The organism is Ectopseudomonas alcaliphila (assembly GCF_900101755.1).
GTDB lineage: Bacteria > Pseudomonadota > Gammaproteobacteria > Pseudomonadales > Pseudomonadaceae > Aquipseudomonas > Aquipseudomonas alcaliphila.
In genome coordinates, this window is the sequence record NZ_FNAE01000002.1 from 370,901 (window position 1) to 389,342 (window position 18,442).

Genomic DNA, 18,442 nt, shown 5'->3' on the forward strand with positions numbered 1-18,442 from the left:
CCCGGCGCTGATCACGCCCCCCCGACTGTGACGACGTGACCGCTACTGCTCAGAATCTCGCGCTCAGGGTCAGTTGCAGGTTGCGCGGCTCGCCATACCAGAGCTGGCTGTAGAAACCGATCTGCTCCAGGTACTTCTTGTCGAAGGCGTTGTTGAGGTTGGCGGTCGCCGCGATATTTTCGCTGATCTGGTACTTGGCCATCAGGTCGACCAGGGCGTAGCTGCCGGCGCTTACGTCCACCGGGCCGTTGGGGCTGCCGGTGTTGGCGCGTGAGATACCGCTGCGCCAGGTGGTGCCTGCGCCCAGGGTCAGGTCTCTCAATGCACCGTCCAGCCGGTAGGTGGTGAACAGCTTGAACTGCGTGCGCGGGTGGGTGGTGTTGATCGCCTTGCCTTCGGCATTGCGGGCAATGAAGTGGGTGTAGCTGGTGGACAGGTTCCATGCGTCACTCAACGCGCCGCTCAGCTCCAGGTCGAAGCCGTCGACCACCGCGCCCTTGCCCGACTTGTAAGCCTGCTGGCTGGGGTCGGCAATCAGGAAGGTATCGGGAATGGCTTCGGCCAGGCCCTCCTGTTTGGTGCGATAGACCGACAGGGCGGCATTGAGCTGACCGTCCAGATAGCCGGCCTTGATCCCGGCCTCGTAGCTGTCGCCGGTGACCGGGTCGAGGAAGCTGCCATCCGGCGCCCTTTGCGTCTGGTTCTTGAAGATGCTGGTGTAGCTCGTGTACAGGCTGTAGGTCTGATCGAGGTCGTAGACCAGGCCGGCATAGGGCGTGACCTCATCGCTGTAGCGATAGTTGCGCTGGGTACCGAAGTAGTTCTGTTCGATTTTCCAGGTGCTGACGCGAGCACCCAGAATCAGATGCAGCGGGTCGGCCAGCGACAGGCGTGTCACTGCGTAGCCGCCAGTCTGGCGAATATCGGTTCGGTCACCGTTGGCCCGAACGTTCGACCAGACGGGTTCGGCGATGTCGCCGTTGGTCCAGTCCAGTCTCGAGTCGGCAATCGGCGCGGTGCCTGGCACCGGCAGGTACTGGTCCATCTGCAGATCGTCGTCGATGCTCATCCAGCCGAACGCGGCTTCGTGAGTGCGCCCCAGCAGCTCGAACGGCCCGCTGCTGGTCAGGTGCCAGTCGTCGCGGGTGCGCTCACCGTCGTACTTGAGGAAGCTGGCGCTCATGCCGGCGTTGTCCCGGTCTGGATAGCCGCCGCGGAACAGGTAGCGCATGGCGTAATCGGCCTCGGTGCGACTGTAGGCCGCGCGCAGCTTCCAGTCGTTGTCCAGCTGGTGCTCGAGATCGACGAAGGCGGTGTTCGACTCGGTGCCGAAGTACGACCACTTGGTGTTGTTGGCCGTGGAGCGACCAAAGTTGGTGCGCGACCCGTCGGCGTAGAACATTGGAACGCCGGCGCCCATGCCGTCGGTATCGTTCTTCTGGTGTTCGAGGCTCAAGGTCAGCTGCGTGCTTGGGGTCAGCTCCGCGCTGATCACGCCGTACAGCGTTTCACTGTCGTAACTCTGGTGGTCGATGAAGGTGTCGCGCTCGGAGTAGGCCGCCACCACCCGGGCAGCGATTCGACCGTCAGCGCTGAGCGGGGTGGAGATATCGATATCGCCACGGCGCTGATGCCAACGTCCGATGCCGAGCGAGCCGCCGATGGCGAACTCCGGCAATGGGCGCTTGCGTATGAAGTTGACCGCGGCCGAGGGGTTGCCGGCGCCGGTCAGCAATCCCGTCGAGCCGCGTACCACCTCGACGCGATCATAGATCGCCGAATCGATATCGGTGGCGCCGAAGTTCCAGAAGTTGTTGATCGGCGAAGCCAATCCATCGAACTGGAAGTTGTCGATGTCGAACCCGCGTGCGGAAAACGACACCCGATTGCTGTCGCTGCGGCTCATCGAGATACCCGGAGCGCTGGCGAGAACCGCCGCCGTGTCACGCAGGCCGCGATCTTCGATCTGTTGGCGGGTAACGACACTCACCGATTGTGGCGTCTCGCGTATCGACAGCGGCAGGCCTACGGCGGTGGACATGCTGCCGGTGGTGTAGCTGCCCGTGCCCTCGGTTCCCGCCTGCGGCAGCTGCTTGCCATGCACATTCATCGTCGGCAGCGTCAGGCTGGTCTCGCTGGCGCCGTTGTCATCGAAATCCCCTTGCGACGTTGCCCCGGCTGTCAGGGGTGCCATTGCGCTGGCCAGCAATGCGCTGCACATCACCGAGGCTAGCGGCGTGAGGGGGAAGATCGAACACTTCGACATGGCAGGGACCTCTTGGGAATAATTTCTTCATGCGAATTATTCACATTTACTTGAAGGTCCACTTTTGCCGGATGCCAGTGTTCCTATGCTGGATGCCAGGGCGGGAACGACGGTGTTGGGGTGATGTCCTGCTAGATCGACTCGCGGGGAGAAACACCGAAATGGTGCCGGTACGCGGTGGCGAAATTGCTGGCGTGGCGATAGCCAACGTAGTGGGCGGCGTCCTGAACGCGCCAACCCTGTTCGAGGTATTGCCTGGCCAGCTCCATGCGGCGCCGGCGCAGGTAGGCCATGACGCTGACGCCGTAGGCTTGCTGGAACTTCTGGCGCAGAGAGCTGGGGCTCATGCACGCCAGTTGGGCCAGCTGGTGCAGGCTGTGCTCGGCGCCAGGCTCTTGATGCAGGTAATCGCGAACCCGTTCCAGCAGGGCCCGATCACGTGGATTGAGCGAGGGGGCGTCGCGCTCATGGGTGCCAATGGCGCTCAAGCCGTGCGCCAACAGTTGCAGTGCCAGGCCCTCGTTCAAGAGCCGTTGCAGGCAGCCTTGCGACTGTTCGCAGGCCAGGGCCTGCAAACCCTGGTGCAGGCTTGCGGGGATGGTCCAGCGTTGGGTGTAGGCGCTGCGGCGTTGCAGGTTGCCACGTAGCTGATCCGCCAGGTTCTCGTCTGCCAGGTCATCGATGTTGCCGATGGACAGGTTGAGGCCGCGCAAATTGTGATGAGCGTGATGCCGAGCAGTCTGGCTGGGCCCTTCCTGGCTGAGCAGGATGACGCCATGACCAGGCGTGAGGGTGATGGAGGCGGGGCCGGCGAGCTGAGCCTGTCCCTCCAGCAGGACGATCATGGTCAGGCTGGGAGAGGTGAATGACTGCGCCTGGTAACCCTGGAAGGTTTGTACCTGAGAGCTGACCAGCGTCATGCCCAGGCTGGTTTCCTGCTCGTTGATGTAGCCCTGCATCACGCACGGATTATCCTCGTGCTGTGCGCCAATCAGGCTGTAATGCACATGATGACGCCGGCCCAACTGGCGGAGGTCCTCCAGCGAATACCGGCATGGGGCAGGTTGGGGCTGAGCCAAGAGAGGCACCTGGTTGTTCAAAACGCAGATAATAGCATTGCTTCTCATTTGCGCATTGATACTGGTTGGCGGATCGCCTGGCAGATGTTCTCCCGCTATGAGGGGCGCGACAGAGCGGTATTCCGGCCTCGCTCGACGTCCCTTCGTTAAGAGCTAGCGCCCGCCTGCGATATCGATCAGCGCGCCGGTGGTGTAGCTGGCTTTGTCATCGAGCAGCCAGACGATGGCTTCGGCGACTTCCTCGGCACGCCCGGCGCGGCCCAGCGGTGTCGCCTTGCCCAGGCGCTCGGCGCGGTCCGGCTGGCCGCCGCTGGCATGGATCTCGGTATCGATCAGTCCCGGGCGCACGGCATTGACCCGCACGCCCTCGCCGCCCAGTTCCTTGGCCAGGCCGCGGGTCAGTACATCCATCGCGCCTTTGGCGCCGGCGTAGTCGACATACTCGAAGGGCGCGCCCAGGCTGGCGGCCACCGACGACACCAGCACCATCGAACCACCTTCGCCGCCGCGGCTGCGGGCCATGCGCCGGGCGCCCTCGCGCGCGGTGAGATAGCTGCCCAGCACGTTGACGTCGAACATCCGCTGCAGGCGCTCGCCGCTCATCTCCAGCAGCGGCATGGGCGGGGCGACGATGCCGGCATTGACCACCAGGCCGTGCAGCGGACCGAACCTGTCCATGGCCTCGAACAGGCGCTGTACATCCTCCTCATTGGCGACATCGCCAGGCAGGGCCACGGCTTTGCCGCCCATGGCTTCGATCTGCGCCACCACCTCATCGGCGGCGGCGCGATCACAGCGGTAGTTCACCCCGACCGCCCAGCCGCCAGCGGCAGCCAGCAGGGCGGTGGCGCGACCGATGCCGCGGCTGGCACCGGTGATCAGCAGGTTCTTGTTCATGACTGGGCTCCTTGTTGTTCTGGGGTTCAGAATATGTGCCGGGCTGTCGAAGTGTGGCGCCCTTCGTGTCCGGCTTTGCCGGATGCAGGTAGCATCGGCGCCGCGCATGTCTGCCTGTGGACGTGTCTCATCATCCGATAAGGAAATCCCATGAAGAAACTGCTGTGTGTTCCCCTGTTCGCCCTGTTGTCGAGCGCGGCCAGTGCCGCCACGATCGAAAGCCAGGACCAATTGCTCGGCATCTGGGCCATGACGCCGCTGAACAACGGTATCGCCAACGTCGTCGAGTTCAAGGCCGACGGCAAGAGCGACCTGCATCCGTTCAACTGCGCAGCGCCGAGCAAGCAGGAGGTGGAGGTCTCCGACTATCGCCTCAGCGACGATGGCCAGACGATCCACATCACCTCGCCCTACCAGAGCTTCGATCTGCAGGTGCTGGAGTTCAACGCCAAGACCATGGAACTGAGCATGGAAATCGAAGGCCACACGCTGACCTTCTCTTACGTCAAAGGCAACAAGATCGAGCCGCTCTGCGGGCTGTATCGTTGATTCAGGCCTGAGCGCTGGCCTGCCGCGCAATATTCCGCGCGGCAGGCCCTGGTGCCTCAGCGGGTGCATGACGACGAATGCCGCAGGCGCTACCATGCGCGCCCCTTTCGTTCCGCCACCATCACCCGGCCCCGCCGGCTTGCCGAGACGCCATGAAACTCGCTTCCCTACGCGCCGACCTGCTGGCCGGCCTGACTTCGTCCTTCGCCCTGGTGCCCGAGTGCATCGCCTTCGCCCTGGTGGCCCAGGTCAACCCGCTGATGGGCCTGTACGGCGCCTTCATCATCTGCACCCTCACTGCGCTGTTCGGCGGCCGGCCCGGCATGATCTCCGGCGCCGCCGGTTCGATGGCGGTGGTGATCGTCGCCCTGGTGGTGCAGCACGGTGTGCAGTATCTGCTGGCCACGGTGCTGCTCGGCGGCCTGATCATGCTGCTGTTCGGCCTGCTGCGCCTGGGCAAGCTGATCCGCATGGTGCCGCACCCGGTGATGTTGGGCTTCGTCAACGGCCTGGCGATCATCATCGCCCTGGCCCAGTTCGAGCACTTCCAGCATGACGGCCACTGGCTGCAGGGCAACACGCTGTACCTGATGCTCGGCCTGGTGGCGCTGACCATGCTGATCGTCTACCTGCTGCCGCGCCTGACCCGCGCCGTGCCGCCGGCGCTGGTGGCAATTCTCGGCATCGGCGCGCTGGTCTACCTGTTCGACCTGCCCACGCACACCCTGGGCGATATGGCGCAGATCGCCGGTGGCCTGCCGAGCCTGGTACTGCCGGACATTCCCTGGAACCTGGAAACCCTTGCCATCATCGCCCCCTACGCGGTGCTGATGGCCCTGGTCGGTCTGCTGGAAACCCTGCTGACGCTGAACCTGACCGACGAGATCACCGCCACTCGCGGCCATCCGGATCGTGAGTGCGTGGCGCTCGGCGTGGCCAACATGACCTCCGGCCTGTTCGGCGGCATGGGCGGTTGCGCGATGATCGGCCAGACCATGATCAACCTTGGCTCCGGCGGTCGCGGCCGGCTGTCCGGGGTGGTCGCCGGGGTGATGATCCTGCTCTTCGTGCTGTTCCTCTCGCCACTGATCGAGCGCATCCCGCTGGCGGCGCTGGTGGGCGTGATGTTCGTGGTGGCGCAACAGACCTTCGCCTGGGGCTCGCTGCGCGTGGCCGGCAAGGTGCCGGCCAACGACGTGCTGGTGATCGTCGCGGTGACCGCCATCACCGTCGCCACCGACCTGGCCACGGCCGTGCTCTGCGGTATCGTCATCGCCGCGCTCAACTTTGCCTGGCAGCATGCCCGCGAACTCTATGCCGACAGCGATATGCAGGCCGACGGCAGCAAGCTGTACCGCGTGCACGGCACGCTGTTCTTCGCCTCCTGCACCACCTTCCTGGCGCAGTTCGAGCCGGCTGACGACCCACAGCAGGTGACCCTGGACTGCCGCCACCTGAGCTTCGTCGACTACTCGGCCATCGCCGCGCTGAAGACCCTGCGCGAACGCTACGAGCGCGCCGGCAAGCACCTGCGCGTGGTGCACTTGTCCGAACGCTGCAAGCAACTGCTCAAGCGCGCCGGCTCGGACCACTGAGTCGCTGAACGCCCGGGCGCGGCCGCAATGGCGACGCCCGGCGACTATTGCTGGCAACTGTGATTGCCGTCACCTTGTTCTGTGGAGGGGTGGCAATACGCCTGCTAAGATCCGCCGCCCAACGCAAAACCGGTCGACAGGACGCGCCCGTACGGCCACGCACGCAAGGACTCAGCATGAACAAGACCACCCTGGCCATTGCCATTCCCCTCGCCATCGTCGGCGCCTCCGTTGCCGGCGCCTGGTACACCGGCACCCTGGTCGAACAGCAACTGCAGGCAGCCATCAGCCAGGCCAACGCCTCGCTGACGCAGGAGGCGCCGCACCTCAACGCCCAGATGCAGTTGGTCGAGCTCGAGCAGGGCATCTTCTCCAGCCGTGCTCGCTACACCCTCAGTTTCTCTGTCGAAGCCGACGCGGCGCCGCTGACCCTGGCCTTCAGCGACAATCTCGAGCATGGCCCGTTTCCGCCCTCGCGACTGGCAGCCGGCAAGCTCGCCCCGGTCATGGCGCAGAGCCACTTCAGCCTGGAGCACAATGAGCTGACCGCGCCGCTGTTCGAAGCGGCCGGCGGCAAATCGCCGCTCACCGGCGAAGTCGCGTTGAACTACGACCAGAGCCAGAATGGTCGCATCGACCTAGCTGCGCTGCAGCACACTCACGCCGCAGGCACCCTGCGTACGTCCCCGGCCAGCCTGGACTTCAGCGGCTCCAGCGACAGGAAGCACATCAGCGCCAGCGGGCAGCTGGCCGAGATGGATTTCCACTTCGCCGAGAGCAACCGCGGTGGGCCGATCAGCGTGCAGCTGCGTGACCTGAGCCTGCAGGCCGACAAACAGGAAAACGCCAACGGCTTTGCTCTGGGCCCCAGTTCGGCCACGATCAAGCGCGTGATGATCCAGTCCTCGCAGGATCTGCAGATCGAACTGCAGGACGCGGTGGTCGAGGAAGCCCTGACCCAGAACGGCAGCAGCCTGGACCAGAGCGTTGCCTATCGCGTCGGCCAGGTACTGGTGCAGGAGCAGAACGTCGGCGGCGTGAAGCTGGCCATCAGCGCCCGCCACATCGACGAGGCCGCATTCAAGGCGCTCAAGGACGCCTATAACCAGCTGCTGCTGAGCAGCTTGGAAGGTCAGGAGCCTGGCAGCGACACCGAGGAAGAATTCAAAGGCCTCGCCCTGGCCCTGTTGGAAGGCGCCCCGGTGCTGGCCCTGGACGAGTTCTCGCTGAATACCGCCAACGGCCAGGGCAAGGCCGCGCTGTCGTTCAACCTGCGCAAGCCGGCAGAAGACGCCAGCAGCCCGGAGGAAATGGCACAGAGCGCACTGGCTGCGCTGCAGGCCGATATCAAGCTGGACAAGGCGGTGATCGGCGACCTGGCCACGGTTCAGGGCACCCTGGAAGGCGCAGCCAGTGGCGGCGCCGACTCGCAAGCCATTGCCCAGCAGGCGCAAATGATGACCGAGATGTTCAGCGGCATGGCGCTGGCGTCGCAGTGGGTAGTGGAAGATGGCAATGCCCTGCGCGGCTCGCTGGCCTATGCGGACGACAAGGTGACCTTCAACGGCAAGGCCATGAGCGTGGCCGAGTTCATGGCTTTCGCCACGGGCGGTGGCATGGGTATGAGCGGTCTGGGCGATGACAGCGAACAGGAGCAATACGGCCTGGAGTAAACCCCGGCCACCTGCAAACGCTCGCTGAATGCGGGCGTTTGTGTTTTTGCTCGGGTTAGCCACTGCATCAGACAATTCTCAAGTATCGCTGCGCTCAACCCAGGCCACCGAGTTATCGGCTGTGACACGCGCATGAAAAAGCCGCTGGCGGATCACTCCGTCAGCGGCTTTTTCGTAGCCAGAGAGGGGTGTCAGCGACGCGCGTTGCGCACCCCTTCGGCCAGTTCGCGGCACAGGCCGAGCACGCCGTCGATGGCCTGCTGCGGGCTTTGCGCCTCGGCGATCTTGTCGATCAGCGCCGAGCCGACCACCGCGCCCTCGGCGCGCTTGGCCACTTCAGCGGCGTGTTCCGGGGTGCGGATGCCGAAGCCGATGCACAGTGGCAGGTCGGTGTGGCGGCGCAGGCGCGCCACGGCTTCCTCGACGTGATCCATGGTCGCTGCTCCGGCGCCGGTGACGCCGGCCACCGACACGTAGTAGACGAAGCCGGAGCTGCCAGCCAGCACGGTGGGCAGGCGGTCGTCGTCGGTGGTCGGCGTGGTCAGGCGGATGAAGTCGATTCCGGCGCTCTGCGCGGGCTCGCACAGCTCGTCGTTGTGCTCTGGCGGTAGGTCGACCACGATCAGGCCGTCGACGCCAGCGGCCTTGGCATCGGCGATGAAGCGCTCCACGCCATAGACGAAGATCGGGTTGTAGTAGCCCATCAGCACCAGTGGCGTGCTCTGGTTGCCCTCACGGAATTCGCGAACCATCTGCAGCGTCTGCTGCATGCCCTGCTTGCCGGCCAGCGCGCGGATATTGGCGAGCTGGATGGCCGGGCCGTCGGCCATCGGGTCGGTGAACGGCATGCCCAGCTCGATCACGTCGGCGCCGGCTTCCGGCAGGCCCTTGAGGATGCTCAGCGAGGTGGCGTAGTCGGGGTCACCGGCAGTGATGAAGGTGACCAGCGCGGCGCGGTTTTCCTGCTTGAGTTCGGCGAAACGGTTCTGCAGGCGGCTCATGCGTGCTTCTCCTGGTTGTCCTGCATGTGGTGCATCACGGTCTGCATGTCCTTGTCGCCACGACCGGACAGGTTGATCACCATCAGGTGATCCTTGGGCAGCTTGGGTGCGCGCTTGAAGGCTTCGGCCAGCGCGTGGGCGCTTTCCAGGGCCGGGATGATGCCCTCCAGACGGCAGCACTGATGGAAGGCTTCGAGGGCTTCGTCATCGCTGATCGGCACGTATTCGACGCGCTTGATCTCGTGCAACCAGGCGTGTTCCGGGCCGACGCCGGGGTAGTCGAGGCCGGCGGAAATCGAGTGGGCATCGGTGATCTGGCCGTCGTCGTCCTGCAGCAGGAAGGTGCGGTTGCCGTGCAGCACGCCCGGCGCGCCACCGGCCATGCTCGCCGCATGCTTGCCGGTGTCGATGCCGTGGCCGGCCGCCTCGACGCCGACGATCTGCACGCCGCTGTCGTCGAGGAAGGGGTGGAACAGGCCGATGGCGTTGGAACCGCCGCCGATGCAGGCCACCAGCGAGTCGGGCAGGCGTCCTTCCTTCTCGAGGATCTGCTCACGTACTTCGTTGCCGATCACCGACTGGAAGTCGCGCACCATGGCCGGATACGGGTGCGGGCCGGCAGCGGTGCCGATCAGGTAGAAGGTGTTGTGAACGTTGGTCACCCAGTCGCGCAGGGCCTCGTTCATCGCGTCCTTGAGGGTGCCGGTGCCGGCGGTGACCGGGATCACCTCGGCGCCGAGCAGCTTCATACGGAAGACGTTGGCCTGCTGGCGGTCGATATCGGTGGTGCCCATGTACACCACGCACTGCATGCCGAAGCGCGCGGCCACGGTGGCGGTGGCCACGCCGTGCATGCCGGCGCCGGTCTCGGCGATGATGCGCTGCTTGCCCATGCGCTTGGCCAGGAGGATCTGGCCGATGCAGTTGTTGATCTTGTGCGCGCCGGTGTGATTGAGGTCTTCGCGCTTGAGGTAGATCTTCGCCCCGCCGAAGTGCTCGGAGAGGCGTTCGGCGTAATACAGCGGGCTGGCGCGGCCGATGTAGTCGCGCTGGAAGTAGGCCAGCTCTTCGAGGAAGGCCGGATCGCTCTTGGCCTTTTCGTATTCGGCGGCCAGCGAGTTGATCAGCGGCATCAGGGTTTCGGCGACGAACTGGCCACCGAAGCGACCGAACAGGCCGCGAGTGTCGGGGCCGGTGCGAAATGAGGTCATGGTGTGCTCCTTGTCGACAGCGCTTGGCTGGCAGGGCGAGTGGACGATGGGGTTATTCTATCCCCATGAGGCGCGGCGAAAAGCGAATTGATTGAGACTATTCGTTAGAAAAACTCACAAATAGAACGGCCTGCTGGAGTGATACGCCGCACATGGCCGCCAACCGGGCAGAACTCGGCGCGGCCAAATCAGTCCCAAGCGCAGGCGGCATGGGCGCCGTCCCACAGGGAGACACACGCATGCACAAGGTAATGGCTGTAGGCGCGCTCTGCGCGGCACTGGCAACGACGGCCCAGGCCGAGACTCTGGAACTCGATGGCATCGGTAATACCCGCGATGTGGCGTGCAAAGGTCAGGATGTCAGCATCACCGGCAACGCCAACCACTTCCGCTTGAGTGGCGACTGCGGGCGGGTCGAGGTGCACGGTTCCGAACATGTGATCAGTATGGGCAAAGTCTCCAGCCTGGAGGTGACCGGCGGGGAGAATCAGATCGAAGCCGAGCGAGTCGCAGGCCTGGATGTGAGCGGTGCCGATCACCGGATCACGGCCCGGGTGCAGGGCGACGGAGAGCAACCCGCGCCAGTCGTGCTGTATGGCGGCGGCAACGTACTGACGCTCGATCTGCAGGGGCCGGTGCGGCTGGAGGTCAACGGTATCGGCCAGCAGGTGACCTGGCGCGGCGACGATCCGACTGTCGAAACCAGTGGCGGCGAGCACCGCATCCAGCGCCAGTGAGCATCCGGCTGGTTGGCGCCCCAGTTGGAACGTGATTAGATGCGCCTGACCTGTCAGGAAAAATCACCTCTCCCATGAGCCGAGACCTGCCCCCACTCAATGCCCTGCGTGCCTTCGAGGCGGCGGCGCGCCTGCAGAGCGTCAGCCGCGCCGCCGAGGAGCTGCACGTCACCCACGGGGCGGTCAGCCGGCAGATTCGTGTACTCGAAGAGCAGCTGGGCCTTGGCCTGTTCGACAAGGATGGTCGTGGCGTCAAGCTCACTGCCGCCGGCGTACGCCTGCGCGATGTCGCCTCGGAAGCCTTCGAGCGCCTGCGCGACACCTGCGCCACGCTGCGCCGCGAAACCGAGGAGCGTCCCTTCGTGCTCGGCTGCCCCGGCAGTCTGCTGGCGCGCTGGTTCATCCCGCGCCTGGATCGCCTGCAGCGCGAACTGCCCGAGCTGCGCCTGCAGCTGTCGGCCAGCCAGGGCGAGCTGGACCCGCGCAGCGCCGAGGTGGATGCCACCCTGCTGTTCGCCGAGCCGCCCTGGCCGGTTGACATGCAGGTGTTCGAGCTGGCGCCAGAGCGCATCGGCCCGGTGCTCAGCCCGCGCTACGCCAATCACGCGCAACTGGCCGCGAACACTGCCGAAGCGCTGTACGCCGAGCCGCTGCTGCATACCACCTCGCGCCCGCAGGCCTGGCCACAGTGGGCGCAGGCCCAGGGCTTGACGACCGGGAGGCTGCAACAGGGCCAGGGTTTCGAGCATCTCTACTACCTGCTGGAGGCGGCGGCGGCCGGGCTTGGCGTGGCCATCGCGCCAGAAACGCTGGTGGCCGACGACTTGCGAGCCGGTCGCCTGGTGGCGCCCTGGGGCTTCGTCGAGACCAGCGGCTGCCTGGCGCTGTGGACACGCCGCGCCGACCCACGCAGCGAGCGCCTGGCGCACTGGTTGAGGCGTGAGCTGGTGTAACGCCGGCGATGTTGCCAAGTCGGCTCGGCAAAGATGACAATGCAATTCATTGTCATTTGAGATGAAATTCGCTCCATGTCCGCCGACGCTCAGGTGCTGCACACCCTCTACCGTGACCATCACAACTGGCTGCAAGGCTGGCTGCGGCGGCGCCTGGGCAATGGTTGCGATGCTGCCGACCTGGCGCAGGACACCTTCGTGCGTCTGCTACGTGCCGGCAATGCCGCGAGCATCCGTGAGCCGCGCGACTACCTGGCCACCGTGGCGCGCGGGCTGATGGTCGATTTCCTGCGGCGGCGCTCGCTGGAGCAGGCGTATCTGGAAGCGCTGGTCAGTCAGCCCGAAGCCGAGCAACCCAGCGCCGAACAGCAAGCCCTGCTGCTGGAAGCGCTGATGGAGGTCGACCGCATGCTCGCCGGCCTTGGCCGCACGGTTCGCGAGGTGTTCATCCTGTCCCAGCTCGACGGCCTCACCTACGTGCAGATCGCTGCCCGCCTGGGTATTTCCCTGCGTAGCGTGAACAACTACATGGCCCGCGCGGTAGAGCATTGCTGCCTGCTGCAGGCCGGCTGGCAGTCGTGAACGAGGCCCAGCGCGCCGCGCTCAAGGCTGCCAGTGGCTGGTATGCGCGGCTCTGTTCCGGCGCTAGCGATGCCAGCGAGCAGCAGGCCTGGCAACACTGGTACGACGCCGACGAGCAGCATCGTCAGGCCTGGCAACAGGTCGAGATGCTGCGTGAACAAATGGGCCTGCTGCCCGGCCCCATCGCATCGTCGACCCTGCGTGGCGTCGACCACGGCCGTCGCCGCTTGCTCGGCAGCCTGGCAGTGGTCGGCCTGGCATTGCCGCTGGGCTGGTTCGCCTGGCACAGCGATACCCGTCGCTACTGGCTGGCCGACTACCGCAGCGATGTGGGCGAGCGCCGGCAGTGGCAGCTCAGTGACGGCAGCCAACTGATGCTGGGCACGGCCAGTGCTGCGCAGTGGCATACCGACGGGCAGCGCCGGCTGCTGCGTCTGGTCAGTGGCGAGGCGATGATCGACAGCCCGAACGAGACGCGGCCACTGCTGGTGGAAACCCGACATGGCCTGGTGCGCTGCCAGGGCGCACGTTTCTGTGTGCGCAGCGATGAGCAGAGCAGCCAGGTCGCGGTGCTGGAGCAGCGCGTGGAAGTCGCGCCATTGCACGATCTGCAGGCCATGCAACCTCTCGCTGCCGGGCAGCAGCTACGCTTCGATGTCGAGCGCCTGGGGCCGCAGCGGCCCAACGATGCCGCTACGGCGGCCTGGACCCAGGGCAGCCTGATCGCCCTCGACCAGCCGCTGGGTGAAGTGATCGCCGAATTGGCGCGCTATCGCCATGGCGTGCTGCGCCTCGACCCGGCACTGGCCGGCTTGAAGGTATCCGGCAGTTTCCCCCTGGCCGACACCGACCGCGCCCTGGCGGCGCTGGAGCACAGCTTCCCGTTGCGCGTGGTAAGGCGCAGCGACTATTGGCTGACACTGGTGCCGCGCGGCGTGTGAGATCAGCGCAGAGCGGAAAATGATGACCCTGTAGGAGCGGGCACTCTGTCGCACCACTGCGAGGAAATTTTCCAGCGTTTGCACTTTTTGCCGCGCTGTTTCGACCCTTCCTGCAGACAATCACTCCGCAGTCTGCTGCCAGGGAATCTGCATGCCGTCATATCGCTTCGTTCACGCTCCACTTCGCACCGCCATCCGTCACGCCCTTTTATGCTCCAGCCTGGCACTGGGCGGCGCTCTGCCGGTGCTAAGCCTCGCAGACACGTCGGCGCCGCACGCTTATCAGATCGCCGGCGGCCCGCTGGCTGAGGTGCTCAACCGCTACGCCAGCGCGGCCGGCGTCGCCCTGTCGTTCGATTCGGCAGCATTGCAGGGCCAGAGCAGCCCAGGCCTGCAGGGCACCTACGCGGTGGAGGATGGCTTTGCGCGTCTGTTGCAGGGCAGCGGCCTGCGCGCGGTGCGCCAGGGTGAGGGTGTCTATGGGCTGGAGCGCCAGCCGCAGCCACGTTCGGGGAACGCCGATGTGCTGCAGCTGGACTCCGTTACGGTCAGCACCCTGCGCAGCGACACCGCCGTTGGCCAGACCAGCCAGCGCGTGACGGTCATCGACCGCCAGCAGATCGAGCAGCAGCTGGCGCTGAGCAGCGACCCGGGGCAGGTGCTGAGCAACCTGATCCCGTCCTACTCGCCGAGCCGACAGAAGATGTCCAACGCCGGCGAAACGCTGCGTGGTCGCACCCCGCAGTTTCTCGTCGACGGCGTGCCGCAGGCCAGCTCGATTCGTAACGACGGGCGCAGTAGCTACACCATCGACCTGGCGCAGATCGAACGCATCGAGGTGATCCATGGCGCCTCAGCCGAACATGGCGGCGGCGCTACCGGCGGTATCGTCAACTTCATCAGTCGGCGGCCCGAGGGCAATGGCGTTACCCAGCATGCCGGCGTCAGTCTGGAAAGCGACGACCGCTTCAGCAGGGACGGCCTGGGCTACAAGATGAACTATCGGGTCAGCGCGCTGCACGGCGACTGGGAAACCCTGTTCGGCGCCACCTGGCAGGAGCGCGGGGCGTTCTATGATGCCAACGATGAACTGGTCGGCATCGCCTACCCCGGCGAAATTCAGGACACCCGCGACCATGACCTGATGTTCAAGCTGGGCTACTGGCTCGACGACGTGCAGCACCTGCAGTTCAGCGCCAACCATTATGAACTCAAGGGCAACAACGACTATGTGCCGGTGCTCGGTGATCGCGCGGCCGGTATTCCCAGCACCGCGCGCAAGGGCGACCCACAAGGCGACCCGGCGTTCAACGAGAACCGCCAGTACAGCTTCAGCTACAGCAACCAGGATCTGTACGGCAACGTGCTCGACGTACAGCTCTATCACCAGCGCTATCGCGGCCAGTTTGGCGCCCTGCTCTCGGCCTCGTTCCAGGATCCCAACATCGCGCCGGTCGGTACCCTGTGGGAGCAGAGCCGCAGCGACTCGGAAAAATGGGGCGGCAAGCTGACCCTGCGTCGCAGTGGCCTGTTCGACGGCCTGCTCGATCTGACCGGTGGTCTCGACCTGATGCGCGACAAGGGCGAACAGGTACTGGTGCAGAGCAATCGTAGCTACGTGCCGCCGTCCACCTACGACAACCAGGCCGGTTTCCTTCAGGGTGATCTGCACCTGACCGACAAGCTGACCCTGATGGCCGGCGTACGCCGCGAGCACTCCGAGCTGGACGTGGATGATTTCCGTACCGTCTGGGGCACCAACAACGCCGGTGGGGTCAGCGTCACCGGCGGCCAGGTGTCGTTCGGCAAGACGTTGAGCAATTACGGTTTCACCTACCAGGCCAGCGACTGGGCGCAGCTCTACGGCGGTTATTCCGAAGGCTTCGGCATGCCCGATATCGGCCGTGTACTGCGCGGGCTCGATGAGCCGGGACTGGAGGTAGAAAACCTGCTGGAACTGGAGCCGATCATCACCCGTTCGCGCGAGGTAGGTCTGCGCCTGAACTTCGAGCGGGTGGACATGGAGCTGAGCTACTACGAGTCCTTCTCCAACCTCGGCGAGCGTCTTTCGGTGAACGACGATGGCAACTACATCGCCAACCGCGAGCGGGTCGAGATCCAGGGCTATGAGCTGACCGGCAACTGGCGCATCGACGACCGCCACAGCCTGCGCGGCAGCTACGCCCACAGCCAGGGCAAGTCCGACACCGACGACGACGGCAAGGTGGATACGCGTCTGACCGGCCTGAACATCGCGCCGGATCAGTACAGCCTGGGCTGGCAGGCCAACTGGAACGACGACTGGTCGAGCTACCTGCAGTACAACTACTACGTCAGCCGCAGCTTCGATGATCCGCGTCTGGAGTTCGACGGTTATGCCCTGCTCTCGGCCAGCGTCAGCCGCCGCCTGCCGTTGGGCAGCCTGTCACTGGGCATCGACAACCTGCTCGACGAAGACTACTTCACCTACTACTCGCAGTCGGCGCGCATCGCCGACGACTACAACTTCAAGGGGCGTGGCCGCACCTTTACCCTGGGTTATCAGGTGGAGTTCTGACGCGCGAGGGGACCGGCGCGTGGTGGCGGTAGATGACACTTATGCGTGGCGGGCTAGTCTCAAGGAGAACCTACACGCCACAGGAGATCCGTCATGACCGACCACCACACCTACAAGAAGATCGAGATCGTTGGCTCGTCTCGTACCAGCATCGAGGAGGCCATCGAGAACGCCCTGGCCGAGTGCGCCAAGAGCGTGCGCAACATGGACTGGTTCGAGGTGGTGGACACCCGTGGCCATATCGAGAATGGCAAGGTGGGTCACTACCAGGTCACGCTCAAGATCGGCTTTCGCCTGAGCGATAGCTGACAGAGACGCCGAACCAGGCTGCCGGCCAGCCGTTTCATCGACAGGAGCGATATGTGGTGCCGTGCACAGCGACGGTGGCTGTCGCTGGCGAGGCGCGGCGGGTTCGGGCAAGCTGCCAGGGCTGATTTCAGGGAGGAAATGTCATGTTCAGGATGATGCTGGTGTTGTTCGTCGCACTGTCGCTCGCGGGTTGCATCGACAACGAACCGCCACTCGCCGAGGAGCGCCGCCTGCTGCTCAGCGGTGAGGATTTCGCCGCTTACGAGGCGCCGGACGACGGGCGCTACGAGAAGCTGGTGACCTACGCTGCGCGCAGTATCGACCTCAGTTTCGAGAGCGAAGGCAGCGACTGGTTCTATCTCTACAGCGGTGTCTCGCTCTACCCGCGCGCGGGTGATGCGCTGATGACCAGCTACGCCGAGACCTTCGGCGCCTCGTTCGGCCTGCGTGACAGCGGCCTGGTGCAGCAGGATCTGCCGCTGGAAACCAAGCTGGCCAGCCGCGCCAGCCTCAAGCTGCTGACCCAGGACGGCGATCCGGTGGGCAATCTGTTCTATGCCACGGTCGGCAACAAGTCGATGTTCACCATCTTCACCGGTGTGTACTTCGAGCAGCCCGAGGACTTCGAGGCATTCATCGCACCCAAGCTGCTGGCATTGCGCGAATACCAGCATACCGATCCGTTGCTGAGCTGGGCGGGCGACAAGTTGGGCTTGGGCACCGATTGAGCCGCCCCAGCCCGAAGACGATCAGCCGAAGAACCAGTAGCACACGCCGATGGCGGCGATGATGCCGGCCGTGTCGGCGACCAGCGCGCAGCCCACCGCATGGCGGGCGCGTTGCAGACCGACTGCACCGAAATACACCGCAAGCACGTAGAACGTGGTCTCGGTACTGCCTTGCACCGTGGCGGCGATCAGTGCCGGAAAGCTGTCGACGCCGAAGTTCTCCATGGTCTCGATCAGCATGGCGCGCGCGGCACCGCCGGAGAAGGGTTTCATCAGCGCGGTTGGCAGGGCGTCGACGAAGCGGGTATCCCAGCCCAGCGCCTCGGTCAGCCAGCGGATGCCGTCGAGGCCGAAATCCAGTGCGCCAGATGCGCGCAGCACGCCGATGGCGCAGAGCATGGCGACCAGATAGGGCAGCAGGCTCTTGGCCACATCGAACCCTTCCTTGGCACCTTCGATGAAGCTCTCGTACACCGCCACCTTGCGCAATGCTCCGACTATCAGAAACAGCAGGATCAGGCCGAACAGGGTGAGGTTGCCGAGCAGCGAGGACAGCGCCGCCAGGGCCGTGGCACTCATGCCGGCGAGCAGGGCCATGAAGCCGCCGAGCAGCAACGCCGAGGGAATCAGGTAGGCCAGCACCACCGGGTCCCACAGGCGCAGGCGCTGCATCACCGACACCGCCAGCAGGCCGGCCAGGGTCGAGGCACTGGTCGCCAGGAGGATCGGCAGGAACACCAGCGTAGGATCCTCGGCACCTTGCTGCACGCGGTACATGAAGATCGATACCGGCAGCAGGGTCAGCGAGGAGGTGTTGAGCACCAGGAAGAGGATCTGCGCGTTGCTCGCCGTGGTGGCGCTGGGGTTGAGGTCCTGCAGGGCGCGCATGGCCTTGAGGCCGATGGGTGTGGCGGCGTTGTCCAGACCCAGGCCATTGGCGGCGAAGTTCATGCTGATCAGCCCCAGCGCGGGATGGCCGCGCGGTACTTCCGGCATCAGGCGGGCAAACAGTGGGCCCAGCATGCGCGCGAGCAGGTCGACCAGACCGGCCTTCTCGGCGATGCGCAGCAGCCCCAGCCACAGCGTCAGGGTGCCGAACAGCACCACCATCAGCTCCACCGAGAGCTTGGCCATGGCGAACAGGCTCTCGACCATGGCGCCGAACACGGCGGCGTCGCCGCCGATCAGCCAGCGCGCCAAGGCGGCGATGGCCCCCAGCAGAAAAAAGCTCAGCCACAGGCCATTGAGCATTGCGATCCCCCTTAGCTCGAAGTCGCGAGCGACGCCTTCCTTGGTGTCCTTCTCCCTGGGGGGAAGGTGGCGCGAAGCGCCGGATAAGGGAGGGCATGCCGTTATGGCGGGGG

General features: G+C 65.1%; 16 protein-coding genes. 10 read left to right on the top strand and 6 right to left on the bottom strand.

The annotated features are described in order from the left end of the window. Positions 1 to 49: 49 nt before the first annotated feature. From fauA to BLR77_RS10440, 3 genes are all read right to left on the bottom strand, one after another. A complete protein-coding gene (fauA, locus tag BLR77_RS10430; protein WP_074677430.1) occupies positions 50 to 2,266 on the bottom strand; it encodes a TonB-dependent alcaligin siderophore receptor FauA in 2,217 nt (738 codons plus the stop codon). Between the two features lie 131 nt (positions 2,267 to 2,397). Then, complete coding sequence (locus BLR77_RS10435; RefSeq protein ID WP_162275012.1) at positions 2,398 to 3,273, bottom strand: helix-turn-helix transcriptional regulator; 876 nt, start codon at positions 3,271 to 3,273, stop codon at positions 2,398 to 2,400. A 225-nt stretch (positions 3,274 to 3,498) separates the two neighbouring features. Continuing rightward, a complete protein-coding gene (locus BLR77_RS10440) occupies positions 3,499 to 4,242 on the bottom strand; it encodes an SDR family oxidoreductase (protein WP_074677432.1) in 744 nt (247 codons plus the stop codon). 150 nt (positions 4,243 to 4,392) lie between these two features. On the opposite strand from BLR77_RS10440, the gene BLR77_RS10445 reads away from it, so the two are divergent. The 3 genes from BLR77_RS10445 to BLR77_RS10455 all read left to right on the top strand — a co-directional run bounded on the left by BLR77_RS10445 (position 4,393) and on the right by BLR77_RS10455 (position 8,059). Continuing rightward, positions 4,393 to 4,791 carry a hypothetical protein gene (locus BLR77_RS10445; RefSeq protein WP_074677434.1) on the top strand — a complete coding sequence of 133 codons (399 nt, stop codon included), beginning with the start codon at positions 4,393 to 4,395 and terminating at the stop codon, positions 4,789 to 4,791. A gap of 152 nt (positions 4,792 to 4,943) precedes the next feature. Next, positions 4,944 to 6,386, top strand: coding sequence for a SulP family inorganic anion transporter (locus tag BLR77_RS10450; protein WP_074677436.1), 1,443 nt, complete (start codon positions 4,944 to 4,946; stop codon positions 6,384 to 6,386). Positions 6,387 to 6,562: 176 nt separating this feature from the next. Next, positions 6,563 to 8,059, top strand: a complete 1,497-nt coding sequence (locus BLR77_RS10455; RefSeq protein WP_074677479.1) for a YdgA family protein — start codon at positions 6,563 to 6,565, stop codon at positions 8,057 to 8,059. 191 nt (positions 8,060 to 8,250) lie between these two features. Here BLR77_RS10455 and trpA read toward each other — a convergent pair whose 3' ends face one another. Together trpA and trpB are read right to left on the bottom strand one after the other, a co-directional pair. Continuing rightward, positions 8,251 to 9,060 carry a tryptophan synthase subunit alpha gene (gene trpA, locus BLR77_RS10460; protein ID WP_074677481.1) on the bottom strand — a complete coding sequence of 270 codons (810 nt, stop codon included), beginning with the start codon at positions 9,058 to 9,060 and terminating at the stop codon, positions 8,251 to 8,253. Then, positions 9,057 to 10,271 (bottom strand): tryptophan synthase subunit beta, encoded by a 1,215-nt coding sequence (gene trpB / locus BLR77_RS10465; protein WP_074677483.1) that lies wholly within the window; start codon positions 10,269 to 10,271, stop codon positions 9,057 to 9,059. Before trpB ends, trpA begins: the two co-directional genes overlap by 4 nt. A gap of 239 nt (positions 10,272 to 10,510) precedes the next feature. Between trpB and BLR77_RS10470 the strand changes: the two genes are divergently transcribed. From BLR77_RS10470 to BLR77_RS10500, 7 genes are all read left to right on the top strand, one after another. Then, positions 10,511 to 11,008, top strand: coding sequence for a DUF3060 domain-containing protein (locus tag BLR77_RS10470; protein ID WP_074677485.1), 498 nt, complete (start codon positions 10,511 to 10,513; stop codon positions 11,006 to 11,008). Between the two features lie 74 nt (positions 11,009 to 11,082). Next, positions 11,083 to 11,961: a LysR family transcriptional regulator gene (locus BLR77_RS10475; RefSeq protein ID WP_074677487.1), complete on the top strand. Its 879-nt coding sequence runs from the start codon at positions 11,083 to 11,085 to the stop codon at positions 11,959 to 11,961. 75 nt (positions 11,962 to 12,036) lie between these two features. Beyond that, positions 12,037 to 12,543, top strand: a complete 507-nt coding sequence (locus BLR77_RS10480; RefSeq protein WP_074677489.1) for a sigma-70 family RNA polymerase sigma factor — start codon at positions 12,037 to 12,039, stop codon at positions 12,541 to 12,543. Next, positions 12,540 to 13,484 (top strand): FecR domain-containing protein, encoded by a 945-nt coding sequence (locus BLR77_RS10485; protein WP_074677491.1) that lies wholly within the window; start codon positions 12,540 to 12,542, stop codon positions 13,482 to 13,484. Before BLR77_RS10480 ends, BLR77_RS10485 begins: the two co-directional genes overlap by 4 nt. Before the next feature lie 151 nt (positions 13,485 to 13,635). Beyond that, positions 13,636 to 16,041: a TonB-dependent receptor gene (locus BLR77_RS10490; protein ID WP_074677493.1), complete on the top strand. Its 2,406-nt coding sequence runs from the start codon at positions 13,636 to 13,638 to the stop codon at positions 16,039 to 16,041. Between the two features lie 93 nt (positions 16,042 to 16,134). Continuing rightward, positions 16,135 to 16,350, top strand: coding sequence for a dodecin (locus tag BLR77_RS10495; protein ID WP_074677495.1), 216 nt, complete (start codon positions 16,135 to 16,137; stop codon positions 16,348 to 16,350). A gap of 143 nt (positions 16,351 to 16,493) precedes the next feature. Continuing rightward, positions 16,494 to 17,078 carry a hypothetical protein gene (locus BLR77_RS10500; RefSeq protein WP_074677497.1) on the top strand — a complete coding sequence of 195 codons (585 nt, stop codon included), beginning with the start codon at positions 16,494 to 16,496 and terminating at the stop codon, positions 17,076 to 17,078. A gap of 21 nt (positions 17,079 to 17,099) precedes the next feature. On the opposite strand, the gene BLR77_RS10505 is transcribed toward BLR77_RS10500, so the two are convergent. Next, the gene (locus BLR77_RS10505; protein ID WP_074677499.1) at positions 17,100 to 18,329 is read right to left on the bottom strand and encodes a nucleoside recognition domain-containing protein; all 1,230 of its coding nucleotides are present in this window, start codon (positions 18,327 to 18,329) and stop codon (positions 17,100 to 17,102) included. Positions 18,330 to 18,442: the final 113 nt, after the last annotated feature.

Excerpts from the sequence above, each read along its gene's own strand:
- trpB (WP_074677483.1), bottom strand. The coding sequence starts at position 10,271 with ATGACCTCATTTCGCACCGGCCCCGACACTCGCGGCCTGTTCGGTCGC.
- BLR77_RS10495 (WP_074677495.1), top strand. The coding sequence starts at position 16,135 with ATGACCGACCACCACACCTACAAGAAGATCGAGATCGTTGGCTCGTCT.
- BLR77_RS10470 (WP_074677485.1), top strand. The coding sequence starts at position 10,511 with ATGCACAAGGTAATGGCTGTAGGCGCGCTCTGCGCGGCACTGGCAACG.
- BLR77_RS10480 (WP_074677489.1), top strand. The coding sequence starts at position 12,037 with ATGTCCGCCGACGCTCAGGTGCTGCACACCCTCTACCGTGACCATCAC.
- BLR77_RS10440 (WP_074677432.1), bottom strand. The coding sequence starts at position 4,242 with ATGAACAAGAACCTGCTGATCACCGGTGCCAGCCGCGGCATCGGTCGC.
- BLR77_RS10500 (WP_074677497.1), top strand. The coding sequence starts at position 16,494 with ATGTTCAGGATGATGCTGGTGTTGTTCGTCGCACTGTCGCTCGCGGGT.
- BLR77_RS10490 (WP_074677493.1), top strand. The coding sequence starts at position 13,636 with ATGCCGTCATATCGCTTCGTTCACGCTCCACTTCGCACCGCCATCCGT.
- trpA (WP_074677481.1), bottom strand. The coding sequence starts at position 9,060 with ATGAGCCGCCTGCAGAACCGTTTCGCCGAACTCAAGCAGGAAAACCGC.
- BLR77_RS10505 (WP_074677499.1), bottom strand. The coding sequence starts at position 18,329 with ATGCTCAATGGCCTGTGGCTGAGCTTTTTTCTGCTGGGGGCCATCGCC.
- BLR77_RS10445 (WP_074677434.1), top strand. The coding sequence starts at position 4,393 with ATGAAGAAACTGCTGTGTGTTCCCCTGTTCGCCCTGTTGTCGAGCGCG.
- fauA (WP_074677430.1), bottom strand. The coding sequence starts at position 2,266 with ATGTCGAAGTGTTCGATCTTCCCCCTCACGCCGCTAGCCTCGGTGATG.
- BLR77_RS10455 (WP_074677479.1), top strand. The coding sequence starts at position 6,563 with ATGAACAAGACCACCCTGGCCATTGCCATTCCCCTCGCCATCGTCGGC.
- BLR77_RS10475 (WP_074677487.1), top strand. The coding sequence starts at position 11,083 with ATGAGCCGAGACCTGCCCCCACTCAATGCCCTGCGTGCCTTCGAGGCG.
- BLR77_RS10450 (WP_074677436.1), top strand. The coding sequence starts at position 4,944 with ATGAAACTCGCTTCCCTACGCGCCGACCTGCTGGCCGGCCTGACTTCG.